This window comes from Pseudoalteromonas sp. J2K-J979 (assembly GCF_058169715.2).
This window is the reverse complement of record NZ_CM200282.1, coordinates 624,720-641,140: the sequence shown is the minus strand read 5'-3', so window position 1 is coordinate 641,140 and position 16,421 is coordinate 624,720. Positions and strand designations below refer to the sequence as shown.

Genomic DNA, 16,421 nt, shown 5'->3' with positions numbered 1-16,421 from the left:
TATTAATATTAAGGAAGATATAACGTGGTAAAAGTACATATATGGACAAAAAACTCAGAACATGTAGGTCATGCAGCTTTAACAATTGGTACAACTTATATTAGCTTTTGGCCTGATGGAGATGCAGGTAAAAAAGATTTAAAAATTAAGACTAGCCAACCGGGAACTTTCATGACTAGTTTGGCCGATGATATTAGAAATGAAGGCAATAGACAGCCAATTACTATCACTCTAAATAATCTAGATGAAAAAGAAATATTACTTTTTGTAAAAAAAATCCAAATTAACACACCTAGATACCAACTGGCTCGGAATAATTGCTCTCATATAATTGCCCAATGTTTACAAGCTGGTGCGGTAAAGCCGAGTTTTACACCAACAGCTAAAGAATATGGTAAATTAGGGTCTATTTTAGGTTATGGTATTTGGACTCCTGAACAAGTATTAAGGTACGCAAGAGAATTGTCATGATAAATGTATTCTACGATGAAAAGCTAAACATTGACTTAGGCTTGTTGAATTACTTACATCCCTTTGATGGGATGAAATTCTATAAAATATACAAAGACATACTAGATAATAAAAATTTAAAATTTCACTCAGCTGTATCGCCTATTTCACCAGAGGTTATTGATGAATTTGCCAATGAACTTATAGGTATGCTCATTACAGAGAAAGTCCCTGTAATGAGGGCATTAGAAGTCCCTTCTATACCATTTGTTAAGTTTAGTTATATTGATCGTAAAGTCCTTTTGCCCATGCGTTATGGTGTTAGTAACACATTAAAAGCTGCTCAACTAGCGTTAGCAGGTCAAAATTGTTGGAATTTAGCAGGAGGTTATCACCATGCTAGTCAGCATAGTATGGAGGGGTTCTGCGTTTACAATGATATTGGAATAACATATCAAGAATTAATTAAAAGTAATCAACTCAATCCCTCTGATAAATTACTCATCATTGATACCGATGCCCATCATGGCAATGGCAATGCTCGGACATTCATGGATAATCATAATGTAACAATTTTAGATGTATTTAATGAGTCTATTTACCCTTTAACCCATTCTACTAGAGAGCGTGTTGATATACCTGTACCAGTGCCTGCAAAGGTGACTGGAGATGTATATTTAGCTAGCTATCAAGATGCTTTAAATAAATTAACTGGTGAGTACAAAATCGCATTTGTTGTAGCGGGGACTGATGTATTAGAAACAGATAAGCTCGGAGGCATGAGTTTAACGATAGAGGATGTGGTTAAACGGGAAATGACCACATTGCAACACTTAAAAACATTAGGTATTCCTGTCGTTTTTCTAGGTGGTGGTGGCTACTCTCGAGAAAGTGCTCAAGCTGTATCTTGTGCAATAAATGAATTGAGCTCATTTTAATTCTATTTTGCAAAAGCCAGTTAACAAGAGACTATGGCGTCAATAGCTAATTTTAAACTTTTGGCGCTTCCCACATTACTCCGTCTCTGAGCATCGAATTTAAGATCACAATCATCTTCCTGACACACGCAATAAGCGCTACTTTTTTAGGTTTCCCAGTAGCAACTAATCGCTGTAAAAACAGGGTTAGATTGGATGGCTGACATCATCGCCATGTATAAAACGGTGCGTACTTGATGCCGCCCACCTTGAATTTTTCGAAGCCCTTTATAGCGGCCACTTTCGCGATTCATAGGCGCAACGCCAACCAATGCACCGGCTTCTTTATTCGACATATAGCCAAGCTCAGGTAAGTTACTGATGATGGAGGCAGCGGCAATTTTACCAATGCCTTTCATGCTTTGTAGAATCGTGTTTTTGGCTGAATATTCAGGGCATGATTCAATGAGTTTTAGAATTTTATTTTCAATTTTTTCAATCTGATTTTTAAAGGCCGTTAAAATAGGTTTGATGGTTGAAATCAGCTCTTTTGGTAAAATTTGTAGGCGGTTTTTTTCCATCGTTTGCATGACTAACAGCTGATTTCTTCTGGCAACCAAATCACTCATAGTCTGCATGATGTCAGGTTTTAGGGTGGAGAGTGTGGGTTTAATTGCCTCGCCATAATGTGCAATTAACTGTGCATCTAGCTTGTCGGTTTTGGCGCGTTGACCAATGGCACCAGCAAAGCGTTTTATGTGTATTGGGTTGGCAATGACAAAAGGTAAATTGGCCTTTGCACATGCAATAATAAAGGGCATTTCAAGGCGGCCAGTGGCTTCAATAATGATACGTTTTGGAGAGTGAATTTTGATTTTTTTAATTGCCTCAGCAATCCCTTTTTCATCGTTCTTAACGGTGAAATAGATATCAAGAGGGCGAATATAAATATCGAGTTGAAATTTTCCGGTATCGACACCGACATTAATGTTTTGATTAGTATTTGTTTTCATAATAAGCTAACTCTTGCTTGCATAATGCGGGTTCGAGACCCAGTAGACTATTCGAGTGTGATGCTTGGAGTCTTTTGTGGCGTTCATTCTTGTTATCGGTCTCTCAACAGAGGAGCCATCGCTCAATCGAACTACCACAAAAGAGAGCTTTAGTTGCAGCTAAAGCCTGGGTCTCACCTTACCCGAACCCGGTTTAAAAGAATAATTAGATGGGTTTATTATCCATACAAGTCGTTTAAAAGGACAAAAAACAGTTGGCTTTTGCTCCTTCGTCGCTAATTTTAGCCAACAATTTTTTGCCTCTTAACGAGGCGTTAGGTGTCCTATGAGGTTGGCCTTTTCTATCATTTTACTATTAGTACCATCAATAGCTTTTTCTGATGGTTATATGTTTGATCCAAGCGGACGTTTTCCGGAAGCGGAAAAGACAGAATTCCAATTAACAGATGATCAAATATATTTGATTGACTATTACTATTTATGCCGAACAAACTCGGACAACACCGGTACACCTTACATTTTTAAGCTGACTGAGAAACAATCTGAAGAGTTAGAAAAGTCCTCTGGCTTATCTCCTAGCTATTTCGCTATTTCTAGTAGCTATAATGGAGACGCAGGATCGGAGCTTAAAATTAATATCGTTAATAGATTTAAGAAAAATCGTATCGAAATACCGCATTCATTGTTAACTTCAGATAGTGAAGCAGAAGAGTGGGCATATGAAATCATTGGCTGGTCGAAGGAAAACCGCTTTAAATCCATTGATTCAAACATTTTAATCAAGGGTGAATGTAAAAACACCTAACAAGTTTAGGCAGCAATCGCGCACAAAGAAACGTGCGCTAGGACGCCCAATACTCCGTTTGCTTTGTGTTGTCGCTTCGCTCCAAATTAACACAAAGCAAACTACGCGTTAGGCGCCGCTGCTAAAGGCGTTAGATTTTAGGAGTAAATATCATTTTCAGTGATTTCATCTCAGGAAAAGCTTTTGCTTTTTCTTCAGTAATTAGAGATCGAATATTTGGTGAAAGATCTTTAATCGATATAAATTATTTTTTTGATGACTATGCCCCCTTTTTTGAAAAGGGTATAAAGCCTGACAAGCAGAGCATGTTGCATGACTTTATCGAGTTAAATGTCATGGAAGATTACTATTATGCTTTGAGAAAAACTGGTGAAATTGTTTATCCTGATATTTACAAAATACTAAAAGCATATGAGATAAACTTCTCCTTTTGTGAGGATTATCATGGCGATGATTTTGAGAGTTACCTGTTAGACTTAATCGAAACGAAAGTCGTAAAAAATCTTACAAATGAAATTTTCAATTTACTTTTTCAAGACCGTGAATTGCTAAAACAGTTTCATTTAGAAGCCTCAAAAAACACATCACAGCTTAAATTCATTGAGTATCCTAAATATTTAAAGCGTGATGGAGTTTTCTTAAGGTGTACTTATTGGCCTACATGGCTACAACAAGCTTTATACCGAAGAGACAAAGGCCACTGTGCTATTTGCCAAACAGACTTAAGTAGCTTGTACGTTAATGGAGTTAGTCTAGCTGTAGATCACATTGTTCCACTAAATATTGGTGGAGTGAATGACCCTACTAACCTGCAGATTCTCTGCCAAAAGTGCAATACAGAAAAAGGTGGCTATAAAACAACAACTACTGGAAAGATTGCGAATTTTTGGTAGATAAATCTAACACATATGAGCCGATCTCTCGTCAATAGGCATTACTTATCTTTTTGACCGCGCAAGCGGTCAAATCCAAATCAATCAACAAACTCATCTACTTCGTCTGTCGGTTAGCTGTTAAATCGTCGTTTACAGCAAACACATATAGAGGCTCTCTTAGTGCGATCTTATCGCTGCCTAACGCTTTTCAATCCATTGAAATGTTAGGGGCACTACGACTAAATGGATTTAGGAGGTAGAGCGACGCAGGAAGCCAAAGCCGAGACATTTATCGGTTAACCCTAAGATGGCACTATTCAAGTCATAGGTGCTTTTTGCACAGTTAGTTTCAGGCTCATTTAAGGTGTAAACGACTTTGTTGATTGTATTAGTGCGCGCCAATAAGGTGTCTAATCAAGGCGATGTAGCTTAAATAGCATTTGGCATAGTGATGATGTTGAGAAGTCATTGCTTCATTAGCCACCTCATTCACGGTCATGCTCGTTTCTCTTTTTCAAGAGTATCTAGTTAGACGTTCAGCTCACCTTATTGCGCGACTTATCCTTTTAAGAATCGTTGTTCATCAAACACCGTTTTGTTTTTTAACATGAAATAGACACAGCGTCCTAACTTATGGGCCAGTGCTGATAATGCTTTCGCTTTACTCATTCGTTTTTGTAATCGATTGAGGTAGTTACGTGCTTTGTCATTGCCCCGAAGATAAAGTACAGCGGCTTCAGAGAAAGCCCATTTTAAATGTGCATTGCCGATTTTATTGCCTTGAGTACCGTAGGTTTTACCGGCCGACTCTGCTTTGCATTTGACCAACCGTGAGTAAGAAGCAAATTTTTGTACTGATTCAAAACGACGGATTTCGCCAATTTCATACAAGATTGTCAGCGATAAAATCTTGCCAATACCAGGCACGGTTTTCAGTAATTCTAAATAAACAGGGTTGTGGTTTTTAGCTTGTTTTTCGATGAACCATTCAACCTGTGCGAGTTCTTTTGCATAACAATCAAGGAGTGCCATGTCTAAATCGATATTGCGCTGCACGATTGGGTCGTGATATTGCTCGCGAAGCTTTTGTCTTGTTGAAATATTTTTAAGATTTAACTCAGTTTCAGGCAGGTTGTATTGACTGTTGGTGTTTACAACATGACCTTTGAGCATGGCCCCGTGGCGGACAATCTTCAATCGTCGACGTAATAAATCACGAGTAGCGCGCATTTCACTTGGGTAATCATAAGCTACAGGAAAGTTACCGCCGCGCAATAAAGTGGCAATTTTAAATGAGTCGACTTTATCGTTTTTGGTTTTACCACCGTGAATGGCTTTCATGTACAAGGCATAGCCTAAAACAAAATCAATCCCGAGTTCAGCGCACCAGTCTGACACCCAATACCAACAATGCATGCACTCAACGCCGACAATCACATTGCCGATGTAAGGTTCGAGTAGGCGTAATAAATCATTTTTATCAGCGCCAATCTTTTTATGGACAACTACTTCGCCATGAGAATCAATGATGCAGACATAAAGTAAGCGTGCATGTAAATCGATACCGCAGTAGTATGGATGTGCGTTATTATAAAATCTCATTGAGCTTTCTCCTGTAGGTTTGGTTGCCTTAAGCATACCGCTGATGCGGCTTGCTAGGGAGGAGGCTCAATGATTATCAAGGCCTTTAAACGGAACAAAAACAGTTGGCTTTGTTTCGTGCCTCAACAATTTTAGCCAACTACTTTTGTTCCGCTTAAGGCGGCGTTATGTTGCAAAAGGAGTCTCCAGCATTGGATGCTATATCAACTAAAAATTTAAACTCAATGCCAGAAGTATTGCAGTTAAAAAAGCTACTTCAATCACTCGCAATGCTAGATGCAATTATGTCCCCTGAATGGGATGAACGTTTTTATTCATTCAATTCAAATTGGGACGTTAATGAGCAAATGGGGTCGATGAGGAATGGTTGTGGTGATGACTTCTATGTACTATTCAATCAAGAGGGCTGCTTTATTAAAGGTTTTGACCATGAATCTTCAATGTCATCTTGGAGTACTGATGGGCAAGTTCCATGGCCAGGTTTATTAAAAGGATTGCCTTCTGAATTCGTTACTGCCTCTAAAGAACCTGCTTTCTCTATGGATAATATTTCATTTTGTATTTGGAAACTTCATTCGGCAGACTATTGGGATAAAGGTGACTTCGAATTTGCAGATGACGAAGATCCTGATGGTTCAGAATATCTTTTAGAAATCTTTGACTGTAACCCTGAAACATATAGGGTATTTGCTCAAGAGTATTATGAATTAGATCTGGATGTTACAACTATTGCAAAGATTTATAACCATTTACCTTTAACCGAAGAATTGGTTAAAGAAGTAAACCCTGAAGTATCAATAAAACAGCTAAAAAAAGATATTTCAGAAATTGGTTACCCTTGTGTTAATGCAACATAACAAGGCAAATTAAAAAGTGCGGACAAAAAACAGTTGGCTTTGTTCGTACCTCACAAATTTTAGCCAACTATTTTTTGCCGTTTATTTGCGGCGTTATATGCCCTGAAAGGATTCGGAATTTCTTGAATAAATTTAACTATAGAATTGATGCAGCGCCTAATTTCAAGGCCAAAATAATTCGACATATCGTATATGCAATTCTTGTGTTTTTGGCCACTTTCTCGGTAGTTTATTTTACGCACTATATGGGAGGTCTCTTAAACGTTGACGTTGAGCAACCTTTGAGAGAAATGCCAACCCAAATAGTCATCATGGGACTAGCGGGAATACTAGTTACTTTTATTATTGTATATGTGGTTGTACTCAGGGTAGCTAGAGCAATATTTGCAAAGCTCAAGGTATAAAGCGGGCAAATAACAAAGCAATTAAGAGCGGACATCTAACGGTTGGCTGGTGTTTCGTTCCTCAACAAGTTTAGCCAACCATAATCTGGCCGCTTATTGCGGCGTTAACTTTACTTCGGAGTGCAAATGTCTCTACAACAAATGATGAATGACGATGTGTTTTTTGAAAAAGCATCTGGTGAAAGAAGTGGACCATTTAAAACTAAATTTGGTGCTAATCAGTTAACAATTTTTAATGATAAATTGATCGTAGATGAAGGTGACTTTGCCATTCAAAAACTACCAAATGGTAGAGAAGAACAATTTAAAGTAACGGACGTTAAATATAGCTCAGGCATGAGAATGATTAAAGCTCACTATGTTCTGCAAATAACTAAAGCTTCAAAAATTGAGCAGGAGAAAAAAGTGGCTGCAAGTAACACATTTCATATTCATAATTCTAATGTACAAGTTGGTGATGGTAACGTCCAAAATATAGTGAACTCATTTGAGCAGTTAGCTGCTGAAATTGATTCAACAGATGCTACACCTGTTGAAAAGGAAAAAGCTAAAGGTGAACTTAAATCATTACTAACAAATCCAACTGTTGCCGCGATTCTAGGTGGAGCAGTCTCTGGGTTACTCGGTATATTGTAAAGTTAACAAGCACTTTAAACGGAACAAAAACAGTTGGCTACGTTTCGCTCCGCTACACATTATAGCCAACAATTTTTGTCCGCTTAAGTGGGCGTTGGTATGACTCCCACTGTCAAGTTAAACACACTGATCCTTGCCTAACTTTAAGCCATAATTTCTTCACTCGAATTAGAGAGAGTTAACGCATAGGATGAAGCAAGTAATTTCGTCGGTTTTCATGCTGGTATGACTACAGGCGTCCTGCCTTTCGTGAATCAGCTACGCAGTTCAAAATTGTTCCTGACAATTTTGTCGTTGGTTACTCACTTTCATGAGCAGAGCAGACCTTACTTAACTCGACGTGGCACCTGTCTTCAGTCTATGTTCGTGGTTCAATGTTACGGTAGCAACATTGCCATCCTAACGCCGTCGGTGGTTGTGCCACACCCGATGCTTGACCCAATGCATTAACTCTAATTCGTTCATATTAAGCAGGTACTCTTGATAATCTTAATTTAGGATTTGCCGGTGAGAGTACAATCTGTTTTGCGATTGCCCAGATATAAGCAATCATTTCACGGGCAATGGCGGTGACAACGAGGTTGTAATGCTTGCCTTTATTAATGAGCTTTTTATAACGCTTACAGAGCCTTAACTGCGCTTTCCATGCGATATCAACAATCTGTTTTGGTAAGCCTTCTTGTCGCTTTTGTAGTTCAGTCGAGATGTTGGCAGCATGGCGATAACTATGAGCACCTTCGACTAATAAGCGCCTTGCACGGCCATTCCCGCATTTTGTGATGGCGCCAATATGCCTTTTACCACCGCTGGAGTGTTCACTAGGTACAAGGCCAAGATAACTCATGAGTTTTCGCGGATGGTCGAAACGAGTTAAATCGCCAAGCTCAGCCACAACACCTGCGGCCACAAGCAAACGAACACCGCGCATAGCCTGAATGGCTTTAACAACAGGGTAGTATCGCCATTGATAAACATGGTGAGAGAGTTCGTTGTCGAGTCGCTCCAATCGTGCAATTCGCTCGTTTATAGTTTGAATAAACTCTTGTAAAACGATTTGTTGTGCGGGGTGTGGCAATACCAGCTCTGTGAGCCAACGTAAGTGTTTGAGAGACCAGTTTGCAGTGCCTTTAGTTGGTATTTGGCATCTTTTAAGTCTTTCATCGCAACTTCTCGAGCACGAGATAAATCACGAACAGCTTCATCTTCAGGCTCAGGTACATAAATAGGGGTTAAGTCTTCAGACTTAAGTAATTTAGCCAGTTTAAGGGCATCACGTTTGTCAGTTTTTACACGCTCCCCAGGCTTTTTAGGAATAAGCGAAGGGGCAACTACGTAACAACAATGTCCAAGAGAAGTAATTAAGCGGTAAATCCAATAACCACAGGGGCCAGCTTCATAAACGAAATGCAGAGTTGCACTGGGATATTTAGACTCAAATTGCCTGATAAGCTTTTTAATAGCGACTTTAGCAGAAGAAATACGACCGAAATGAATGGGTTTTGCACCGCGATTATCTTCAATGTATGCCACTTCCACAAACTCTTTATGAGTATCTAAGCCAATGAAAAGTATGTTATGTTTAGTCATGCTAGCCTCTGCTGTTTAGTTATTTGACAAACTAATTATGGCTCTGGCTTTAAGCTAACCCACGAAAATGCGGAGGCTAGCACCGTGTGGGAGTCATTATGTCTAGGTATTTCTCAGGATGAGATTAAGTTTCTTACTATTATTAATGTTTTCTAGTTTCTTTTGTTTCGCACACAAAGATACAGGTATTACTCTTGATGAAAGTGGTAATTTGAAAGGGTTACCTTCAAAATATTTACCTGCAACTTTCAAAGTTAAAAATTCAAGTTTGCGAATAGCTAATCGAAAATTATTAATTCCTGAGTGTATTTCTAGATTTTTGGTTAAAAGTGAACTTTCATTTTCAAGCTCTTGGTATCACACTCGAAGTAAATTACCTCCATATTTTAATATCATAGCGACTTATCCAGCTAAAAATATTGAATATACATTTATGTTAAATCTGGATACATTGGAGTTAATCAAAGCTTATAGTTTTCCAAATAGAAGTGATGTCGCTGGCATTCGTTATAGTATGGATCCAATTGACTTATCATTAAGCTGTATAAAAAATATTAAAGCTAGTTTGGTCAAACAAAACACCTAACAAGATAATTGGACTCCCAACTTCTACACTGAAGTAGAAATTATTTCCGGAGTTCGATAGTGAATAAGTTAAGAATTGGTGTCGATTTAGCTCATAAATTAATACAAGTTTGTAGTTCTACAAATAATAAAGTGCACTCAAATAATGAGATGACACTGCAGCAATTTAGAGAGTACTTAGTATCACTCAGTCCTTCAACGATTATTTTTGAAGCCTGTGCCAGTGCTAATTACTGGCATCAATTTGCAACTTCACTTGGTCATCATTCCTTATTAATATCAGCGCGATTAGTGATGTCTGTTCGTCAAAATCAAAAAACAGATAAAAATGATGCTTTAGCCGTTTTACAAGCATCGCTGTTACCCGACGTACATTTTATTACCGCAAAATCAATGAATGAACAACAAGCTCAATCAATGCTCAAATTGAGAGAACACAGTGTTAAACAAAAAGTAGCGCTTAAAAATCAACTCACAGGTTTACTACGAGAATTTAATATAAGCAGTGGACGCTCAATCAGTCAGTTTGTCGGTACCATTCAAGATACATTAGAAGATCCAGAAAATGGTTTTTGTGATGCATTTAGAAAAATGCTTAAAGTGTCATTGGATTTATATTTAACGTTAACTGAAGCAATAGCGGCTTATGATTTAGCATTATCGAAATGGATTGATGAGACACCAAGCTGTAAAAAACTAATGCAATTAGAAGGTGTTGGGATTTTAAATGCTATTCATCTCTTTATTAATCTGTCATCGGGTGAATTAGCTCGCTTTAAAGCGGGCAAGGATGCTGCTGCTTGTATTGGTTTGACACCGACTCAACATAGCTCTGGTGGCAAAGTAAGTTTAGGTAGAATCAGCCGACGTCGAAATACAACATTGCGCAGTTTACTCATTACAGGTGCAATGGCTGTGATCCAACAAGTCGTTAAGCGAGAGGCAAAAACGAGTAAAGAGCGCTGGCTTAAGGCGTTAATAGAACGGCGAGGAAAAAAGTGTGCAGCTGTCGCATTAGCCAATAAAACAGTTAGAACCGCTTTTTCTTTAATCAATAATAAAACAGAATATAGAGCTGTTTTATTATAAAGTTCAAACATCAATTTTAGCTAAATTAATAACATGTTAGATGACACAGTATAGTCTCAAGAGCGAAACGCTCGTTAACAAGAAGAGTGCTCTAACACGCGAAATTATCTTGGAGTCGAGGTAGCGCCTCATTTAAAACTCGTACATAAGAAAGCGAATATATTTAGTTAAAATAGTTGTTGATAAATGGGAGTCCACATAAGAGACTACAATCATGTTTTAAGCTGCCAAAGAATCTTTCTACAACAGCATTATCCCAACACGCACCAACGTCACCCATACTCGCCCTAATGCCATAGTTGGCTAACAGTCCACGATAATGTTTACTGGTATATTGTGAGCCTCTATCGCTATGAAATACTAAGCCTTTTGTCGGTTGGCGTAAGTTATAAGCTTTCATCATCGCTTTACTCACCAAGTCAGTCGTCATCCGTTTATCAATGTGCCAGCCAACAATACGGCGTGAATATAAATCCATGACAATAGCTAGATACATCCAACCTTCGCCAGTTCTAAGATACGTAACATCACCAGCCCATACCTGATTTGGAGCCACAGGGTTAAAGTTCTGGTTCAACAAGTTATCAGCAACGACATCACTGTGTTTACGCTTGGTTGTTACCTTGTAAGCCACTCGTTGAGTAACCACTAAGCCAAGTGTTGCCATTAACTTTTGAACGCCATAATCACTGACGTTAAAGCCCTCTCTGCGTAATTTCTTTCTAAGCTCCCGATAGCCCAAGCTATTTCTGCTTCTCTCGAAGAAATGCTTTGCCTGTCGATATAAATTCAGTTGATCCGCTGTGATAATTTTAGTTGGCCGTTTGAGCCAAGCGTAATAAGCACTGCGGCTTACTTTCATCACTTTACAGAGCTGAACGACGGGAAATACTGAAGATAACTGCTTAATCGTTTTAAACGTTACTTGGTTTCCTTTAGCAGGAGGGCGCTGGCCTTTTTTAATATCTCTTTTGCCATCCTTAGCTCTTTATTTTCCTTGCGTAGTCTTAACAGCTCAGCTCGTTCATCCGCATTTAAACTGGCTCCAGATTGTTCTGATTCAAATTTAGCTTTCCAGTTATAAAGTAACTTATCCGTGATACCTAAAGACGCTGCTGCCTTTGGTACGCTATAACCTTGTTCGGTTATCAATGCCACAGCTTCTTGTTTAAATTCTGCCGTGTAACTTCTGTTTGTTCGTTTTGTCATTTAACACCTCAATAATTGGATTATATTCCATTATTAAAGTGTCCTGTTTGATTAAAGCAGATCAGTGTTATTCAGTTGAATTTAAATACACAAAAAAGGTACATCAAGATTGTTTATTCACAAATTAAGTGTTAGTTTATCGCTATGAAAATACTCTGTTTTATCTCACTAATTTGCTGGTGGCGCTCTAGTTAGAGCGGCACTTGAACCTATTTGTTCAACGGCTGCCGGAAGGTAACAGTTGAATATCATACTATTTCTTTCGGTCGCTACTTAAATTGAAGGAAATACACATGAAGCACACAATTTTAACTGGCGATAGACCTACAGGGCCACTGCATTTAGGCCATTATGTTGGCTCATTAAAAAATAGAATCGAATTACAAAACCAACATTCGCAAACGATCTTAATCGCTGATTTACAAGGGTTGACTGATAATAGTCATAATCCAAAAAAGGTTTCTGGTAATATTTTAAATGTATTAGCTGATTACTTGGCTGTCGGAATTTGTCCTACTAAAACAACGATTTGTTTGCAGTCTGCATTGCCTGCTTTATCTGAACTGACCATGTTTTACGCAAACTTAGTCTCAGTGTCTCGTTTAGAGCGCAATCCAACTGTTAAGGCTGAGATTGCGAGTAAAGAGTTTGGCAATTCGATTCCTGCCGGTTTTTTTAGTTATCCAATCAGTCAGGCTGCGGATATAACGGCATTTGACGCGACTTTAGTGCCAGTAGGCGATGATCAGCTACCTATGATCGAAATTACTAATGAAATTGTTAGAAAATTAAATAACATTGCACAAAAAACTGTGTTAACTCAAGCGAAGCCATTATTAAGTGATACGCCTAGGTTACCAGGAGTGGATGGTAAAGCTAAAATGTCAAAATCATTGGGTAATGTAATTACTTTCGGCAGTACGGATGACATGATAGTTAAGGCTGTTCGTGCGATGTATACAGACCCCAACCATGTAAGAGTTGATGACCCAGGGCAAGTTGAAGGTAATGTTGTATTTACTTACTTAGACGCCTTTTATGAAGACAAAGCTTTTATTACGCAATTGAAAAACCATTATGCAGCAGGTGGGTTGGGAGATAGTAAATTAAAAGGTATTCTTGCTGATTGCTTAATCAGCTTAATAACGCCGATAAGAGTTAAGCGAGAGCATTTTTTAGCCGATCAAAGTGAGCTTATTGCAATTTTAAAATCAGGTACTGAATTGGCTAATCAACAAACACAAACCGTTGTACAGCGTGTTAAAACCTCTTTTGGATTAAATTTATTTTGAAAGAGTAAATCGATAAAAACAGCCATTAAATATGTGTTATTTTTAATGGCTGTTAGCCCTCATTCCCATCCAGAGTGTTATTTATTTAACGGCTCTGGTTTGAAAATTTTTGTATCTATTTTATAAGTATTAAAATTAGGAAAGTCTCTGACTGATGCACATACTTTTGGATCCCCGGTAATCATACGTATCAGATGATTCGTGCCACTAATAAAATAATATGTAGCTGGACCTTTGTTATCAGGACGTTGGAAAAACCATTTTTCAGCTTGATGGCCTAACACTGTTTCAATGCCCATATATTGCGCATCACATACAATTAAGACATCTTGTGTAAGTATTAATTCATGACACGGATCGATTGCATCATCTAATACTTGCGCTGAAAATTCAGATGTATTTTTCATATCGTCACGTGTATACGCTACTTTCGATTTAAAAGATTCGTCAGTACTTGGATACATTATTTCTGACATCCATAATCTATTACCCATTTTTATCTCTGACCAAGGATTAAATATCCCATCAATACGACATACATTTTTTGTATAATCGAACCAGCAATAACCTGAAGTAATATCATCCTCAGGCTGCATTGGCATCCAGTATGAGATATAGCTACTACTCCATTGTTCCGGTAATAAAGGTGGTGTTTTGGTTACTTTACTCAGTTGCATTTATTGCACTCCTCTAGATAACGCTTTTTCGAGTGCTTGTCCAAGTGCGGGTGGCAAAGGTGGCAATGCGTCTCGACGTGTCGCAAAACTTTTTGCTAACTCAGGAGTGGATAAATGCATGCGATCTTCCACTGTTTCAAACCATAAACGGCTGGTGCTTGCATGCTGTTCAAATAACTGCATCAGTGGCATGACTTGTTCATTGAAGTCTTCTAGCGCCTTCGGTAGGTTTTTTGCATGGTCATGCACTGATTTAACCAATAGTTGTGCACCGACAACAGCCATCGTTGTGCCATGACCAATAGAAAAGTGCCCAGATTGTAATGCATCGCCAATTAATACAATATTATCGCTATAGGCTTTTTCATGACTCAATGTCATAAATTTACGCCATTTCAACCCCTTAGGAGAGATAACTTCATGGCCATCGAGTTCTTCTTGAAACACTGCTGCAATAAAGGATTCGGCATCTTGAGTCGACATTTCACCTAAACCTGAGTTTCGATAGGTTTCATCGCTACATTCAACAACAAAGGTACTCATATTGCTGGAGTATTTATAACAGTGAGCAACAAAAATACCTTTAGCTTTCGTTTTGAAAATTAAGTTCATTTCATCAAACTTTTTAGTTGTTCCGTACCACATATAGCGGTTTTTACCGAATTCAACTGTCGGTTTTAATGTGTCTGTATAATATGTTGATGTTTGATTTATGCCGTTAGACACCACCACTAAATCATAGTTATTACACTCTAAATCATTTAATGCTAATGCAGGCTTTTCATATTGGATGCCTATGCCCAATCCAATACATAATTGCCTGAGTTCGCGCACCATTGATTTACGTTCAGCACCACATAATGTAACGCCTGTTTTAGTTAAAGCGGATTCATTGTGGTGAGTGAGTTTAAAGTGCTCTAAATATTGCGCATCTAATGATTCATGATTTGATAAATATGAAAGTGGATTAGCTGGGTGATGTGGCGCTCTCCCTGGTAGCACGACCCCCCAACCAACGCTTTCTTCTTGGTTGTTTTTTTCTATAATCTTAATGTCCCAATCAGGATTTAACTGTTTAATTTGACTAGAAAACATTAATCCGGCAGGTCCTGCACCGATCACAAGAATATTCATTAGTTTAACCTTCCTATTTTGTACCAAACATTTTGCTTTTGTTGAAGCTGTCTAATTTTGCTGTATTTCATGGAGGTGAAATATAATTTTTCCGCCATATCAGGGGGATAAAGCGTAGGGAATTTTTGTCCCATGTAGCGTAAATAGCGCGCTCGTAAAAAGAAAACAGGGTTTGAGCAACTTAATACTTGATAGTTGGCGCGCGCCATATCTTGCATTGCATCAGCTTCTATTTTTCGTAAGTTTGTAAATTCAGGTAAAATATCCGTTAAATTACCATCGCATTTATCAAATAATTCAGCTAAAACGTAGGCATCTTCTAATGCCATATTCATTCCTTGGCCTAAAAATGGCGCGGTTGCATGAGCTGAGTCACCTATCAATACGGCTTTGTCTTTGTAATGGAAAGTAGACGATCTGACATTGATTAAGTCATTACTAGGTTTAACCATAAATTGTTCAAGTAATTCAGTGCGTATCTCTTGAGGTAGCATACTGTAGTAACGCTCAAAAAATGCACGCATTGCTTCTTTATCATCGGTATGTAAGCTCACTTTGCCAGTAAAAGGTAAACATACGGCAAAGCTTATACTGCCATCAGGAATAGTGGCTGCTCGTCCAGCAAATTGTCCATTAGAATCCATGCCGAAAAAATGCAATAAATCAGGAGCTAAACCAACGGTTTTTGCATCAGGGATCACTAAAGTTTTATAACCATGTTTGAAAAATGACTGCTCAAATTCAAAGCGGCGGCAATGGGTTTGCATGGCATCTCTGACACAAGAGCGTGCACCATCAGCACCAATTAATAAGTCACCATCGTGCTCAATAAAATTGTTATTCAAATCTTGAGTTAATAAGTGACATTTATCTAAATTAACTTCGATACAGCGTTGGTTGTAATGGTAATGAACCCCTGCTTTTTCTGCATACTTGTTGAGTAATAACTGAAAATCACTGCGACTAAGTGAGAGCGGCTTTAATTTATCTAATGGAGGTAATTCTCGTATTTTATTTTTACCACCAACAAATAAAGACATGCCAGACACCTCAATCCCACAATCTTGCAGCTCATTAAGTGGAATGCCGGCACTAACAACTGCCTCAATGCCACGGACTGTCATACTGACACCGATAGCTCTTGAACTGACTTGATCTATGTAATCATGTTGATCGAGTAAAGGGTTACCCCGCTTTTCAATGACATGTACTTCAAGTCCTTTATTAGCCAAAAAAATTGCTGTTAGGCTGCCTGCTAGGCCACCACCAACAATGATTATTTTTTTCAT

Annotated in this window: 13 protein-coding genes and 3 pseudogenes; 9 read left to right on the top strand and 7 right to left on the bottom strand. The window is 38.3% G+C overall.

The window, feature by feature from the left end:
- The first annotated feature begins 24 nt into the window (after positions 1-24).
- A complete protein-coding gene (locus tag AC3KVK_RS19350) occupies positions 25-471 on the top strand; it encodes a hypothetical protein (protein ID WP_490313764.1) in 447 nt (148 codons plus the stop codon).
- Positions 468-1,388: a histone deacetylase family protein gene (locus AC3KVK_RS19345; RefSeq protein ID WP_490313763.1), complete on the top strand. Its 921-nt coding sequence runs from the start codon at positions 468-470 to the stop codon at positions 1,386-1,388. Before AC3KVK_RS19350 ends, AC3KVK_RS19345 begins: the two co-directional genes overlap by 4 nt.
- A gap of 52 nt (positions 1,389-1,440) precedes the next feature.
- Here AC3KVK_RS19345 and AC3KVK_RS19340 read toward each other — a convergent pair.
- Positions 1,441-2,380 (bottom strand): annotated as a pseudogene (locus AC3KVK_RS19340) (IS110 family RNA-guided transposase).
- A gap of 331 nt (positions 2,381-2,711) precedes the next feature.
- Between AC3KVK_RS19340 and AC3KVK_RS19335 the strand changes: the two are divergent.
- Both AC3KVK_RS19335 and AC3KVK_RS19330 read left to right on the top strand, forming a co-directional pair.
- Entirely contained in the window at positions 2,712-3,185 is a 474-nt protein-coding gene (locus tag AC3KVK_RS19335; RefSeq protein WP_490313761.1) for a hypothetical protein, read from the top strand.
- 335 nt (positions 3,186-3,520) lie between these two features.
- Positions 3,521-4,078, top strand: coding sequence for an HNH endonuclease (locus tag AC3KVK_RS19330; protein WP_490313762.1), 558 nt, complete (start codon positions 3,521-3,523; stop codon positions 4,076-4,078).
- A 540-nt stretch (positions 4,079-4,618) separates the two neighbouring features.
- Here the strand turns inward: AC3KVK_RS19330 and AC3KVK_RS19325 are convergent.
- Complete coding sequence (locus tag AC3KVK_RS19325; protein WP_518526944.1) at positions 4,619-5,662, bottom strand: IS110 family RNA-guided transposase; 1,044 nt, start codon at positions 5,660-5,662, stop codon at positions 4,619-4,621.
- 167 nt (positions 5,663-5,829) lie between these two features.
- On the opposite strand from AC3KVK_RS19325, the gene AC3KVK_RS19320 reads away from it, so the two are divergent.
- Both AC3KVK_RS19320 and AC3KVK_RS19315 read left to right on the top strand, forming a co-directional pair.
- Positions 5,830-6,519 carry a hypothetical protein gene (locus AC3KVK_RS19320; protein ID WP_490313759.1) on the top strand — a complete coding sequence of 230 codons (690 nt, stop codon included), beginning with the start codon at positions 5,830-5,832 and terminating at the stop codon, positions 6,517-6,519.
- Between the two features lie 530 nt (positions 6,520-7,049).
- The gene (locus AC3KVK_RS19315) at positions 7,050-7,559 is read left to right on the top strand and encodes a hypothetical protein (RefSeq protein WP_490313760.1); all 510 of its coding nucleotides are present in this window, start codon (positions 7,050-7,052) and stop codon (positions 7,557-7,559) included.
- 466 nt (positions 7,560-8,025) lie between these two features.
- Here AC3KVK_RS19315 and AC3KVK_RS19310 read toward each other — a convergent pair.
- A pseudogene (locus tag AC3KVK_RS19310) lies at positions 8,026-9,146 on the bottom strand (IS110 family RNA-guided transposase).
- Positions 9,147-9,264: 118 nt separating this feature from the next.
- On the opposite strand from AC3KVK_RS19310, the gene AC3KVK_RS19305 reads away from it, so the two are divergent.
- Together AC3KVK_RS19305 and AC3KVK_RS19300 are read left to right on the top strand one after the other, a co-directional pair.
- Complete coding sequence (locus AC3KVK_RS19305) at positions 9,265-9,732, top strand: hypothetical protein (protein ID WP_490313775.1); 468 nt, start codon at positions 9,265-9,267, stop codon at positions 9,730-9,732.
- Between the two features lie 59 nt (positions 9,733-9,791).
- Entirely contained in the window at positions 9,792-10,820 is a 1,029-nt protein-coding gene (locus AC3KVK_RS19300) for an IS110 family RNA-guided transposase (protein WP_518526943.1), read from the top strand.
- 211 nt (positions 10,821-11,031) lie between these two features.
- On the opposite strand, the pseudogene AC3KVK_RS19295 reads toward AC3KVK_RS19300, so the two are convergent.
- A pseudogene (locus AC3KVK_RS19295) lies at positions 11,032-12,029 on the bottom strand (IS3 family transposase); the annotation flags it as partial.
- Positions 12,030-12,322: 293 nt separating this feature from the next.
- Here AC3KVK_RS19295 and trpS point away from each other — a divergent pair.
- Positions 12,323-13,321 (top strand): tryptophan--tRNA ligase, encoded by a 999-nt coding sequence (gene trpS / locus AC3KVK_RS19290; protein ID WP_490310026.1) that lies wholly within the window; start codon positions 12,323-12,325, stop codon positions 13,319-13,321.
- A gap of 77 nt (positions 13,322-13,398) precedes the next feature.
- Here the strand turns inward: trpS and vioE are convergent, their stop codons facing one another.
- From vioE to vioC, 3 genes are read right to left on the bottom strand one after another with little or no spacing between them, the layout of a single operon-like run.
- Positions 13,399-13,998: a violacein biosynthesis enzyme VioE gene (gene vioE, locus AC3KVK_RS19285; protein ID WP_490310027.1), complete on the bottom strand. Its 600-nt coding sequence runs from the start codon at positions 13,996-13,998 to the stop codon at positions 13,399-13,401.
- Positions 13,999-15,132, bottom strand: a complete 1,134-nt coding sequence (vioD, locus tag AC3KVK_RS19280; protein WP_490310028.1) for a flavin-dependent violacein biosynthesis monooxygenase VioD — start codon at positions 15,130-15,132, stop codon at positions 13,999-14,001.
- Entirely contained in the window at positions 15,132-16,421 is a 1,290-nt protein-coding gene (gene vioC, locus AC3KVK_RS19275; RefSeq protein ID WP_490310029.1) for an NADP-dependent violacein biosynthesis oxygenase VioC, read from the bottom strand. Before vioC ends, vioD begins: the two co-directional genes overlap by 1 nt.

Bases quoted from the DNA above. Each gene is read 5' to 3' on its own strand.
- AC3KVK_RS19345 (WP_490313763.1), top strand. From the start codon at position 468: ATGATAAATGTATTCTACGATGAAAAGCTAAACATTGACTTAGGCTTG.
- AC3KVK_RS19330 (WP_490313762.1), top strand. From the start codon at position 3,521: ATGGAAGATTACTATTATGCTTTGAGAAAAACTGGTGAAATTGTTTAT.
- AC3KVK_RS19325 (WP_518526944.1), bottom strand. From the start codon at position 5,662: ATGAGATTTTATAATAACGCACATCCATACTACTGCGGTATCGATTTA.
- AC3KVK_RS19320 (WP_490313759.1), top strand. From the start codon at position 5,830: ATGTTGCAAAAGGAGTCTCCAGCATTGGATGCTATATCAACTAAAAAT.
- AC3KVK_RS19315 (WP_490313760.1), top strand. From the start codon at position 7,050: ATGTCTCTACAACAAATGATGAATGACGATGTGTTTTTTGAAAAAGCA.
- AC3KVK_RS19305 (WP_490313775.1), top strand. From the start codon at position 9,265: ATGAGATTAAGTTTCTTACTATTATTAATGTTTTCTAGTTTCTTTTGT.
- trpS (WP_490310026.1), top strand. From the start codon at position 12,323: ATGAAGCACACAATTTTAACTGGCGATAGACCTACAGGGCCACTGCAT.
- vioE (WP_490310027.1), bottom strand. From the start codon at position 13,998: ATGCAACTGAGTAAAGTAACCAAAACACCACCTTTATTACCGGAACAA.
- vioD (WP_490310028.1), bottom strand. From the start codon at position 15,132: ATGAATATTCTTGTGATCGGTGCAGGACCTGCCGGATTAATGTTTTCT.
- vioC (WP_490310029.1), bottom strand. From the start codon at position 16,421: ATGAAAAAAATAATCATTGTTGGTGGTGGCCTAGCAGGCAGCCTAACA.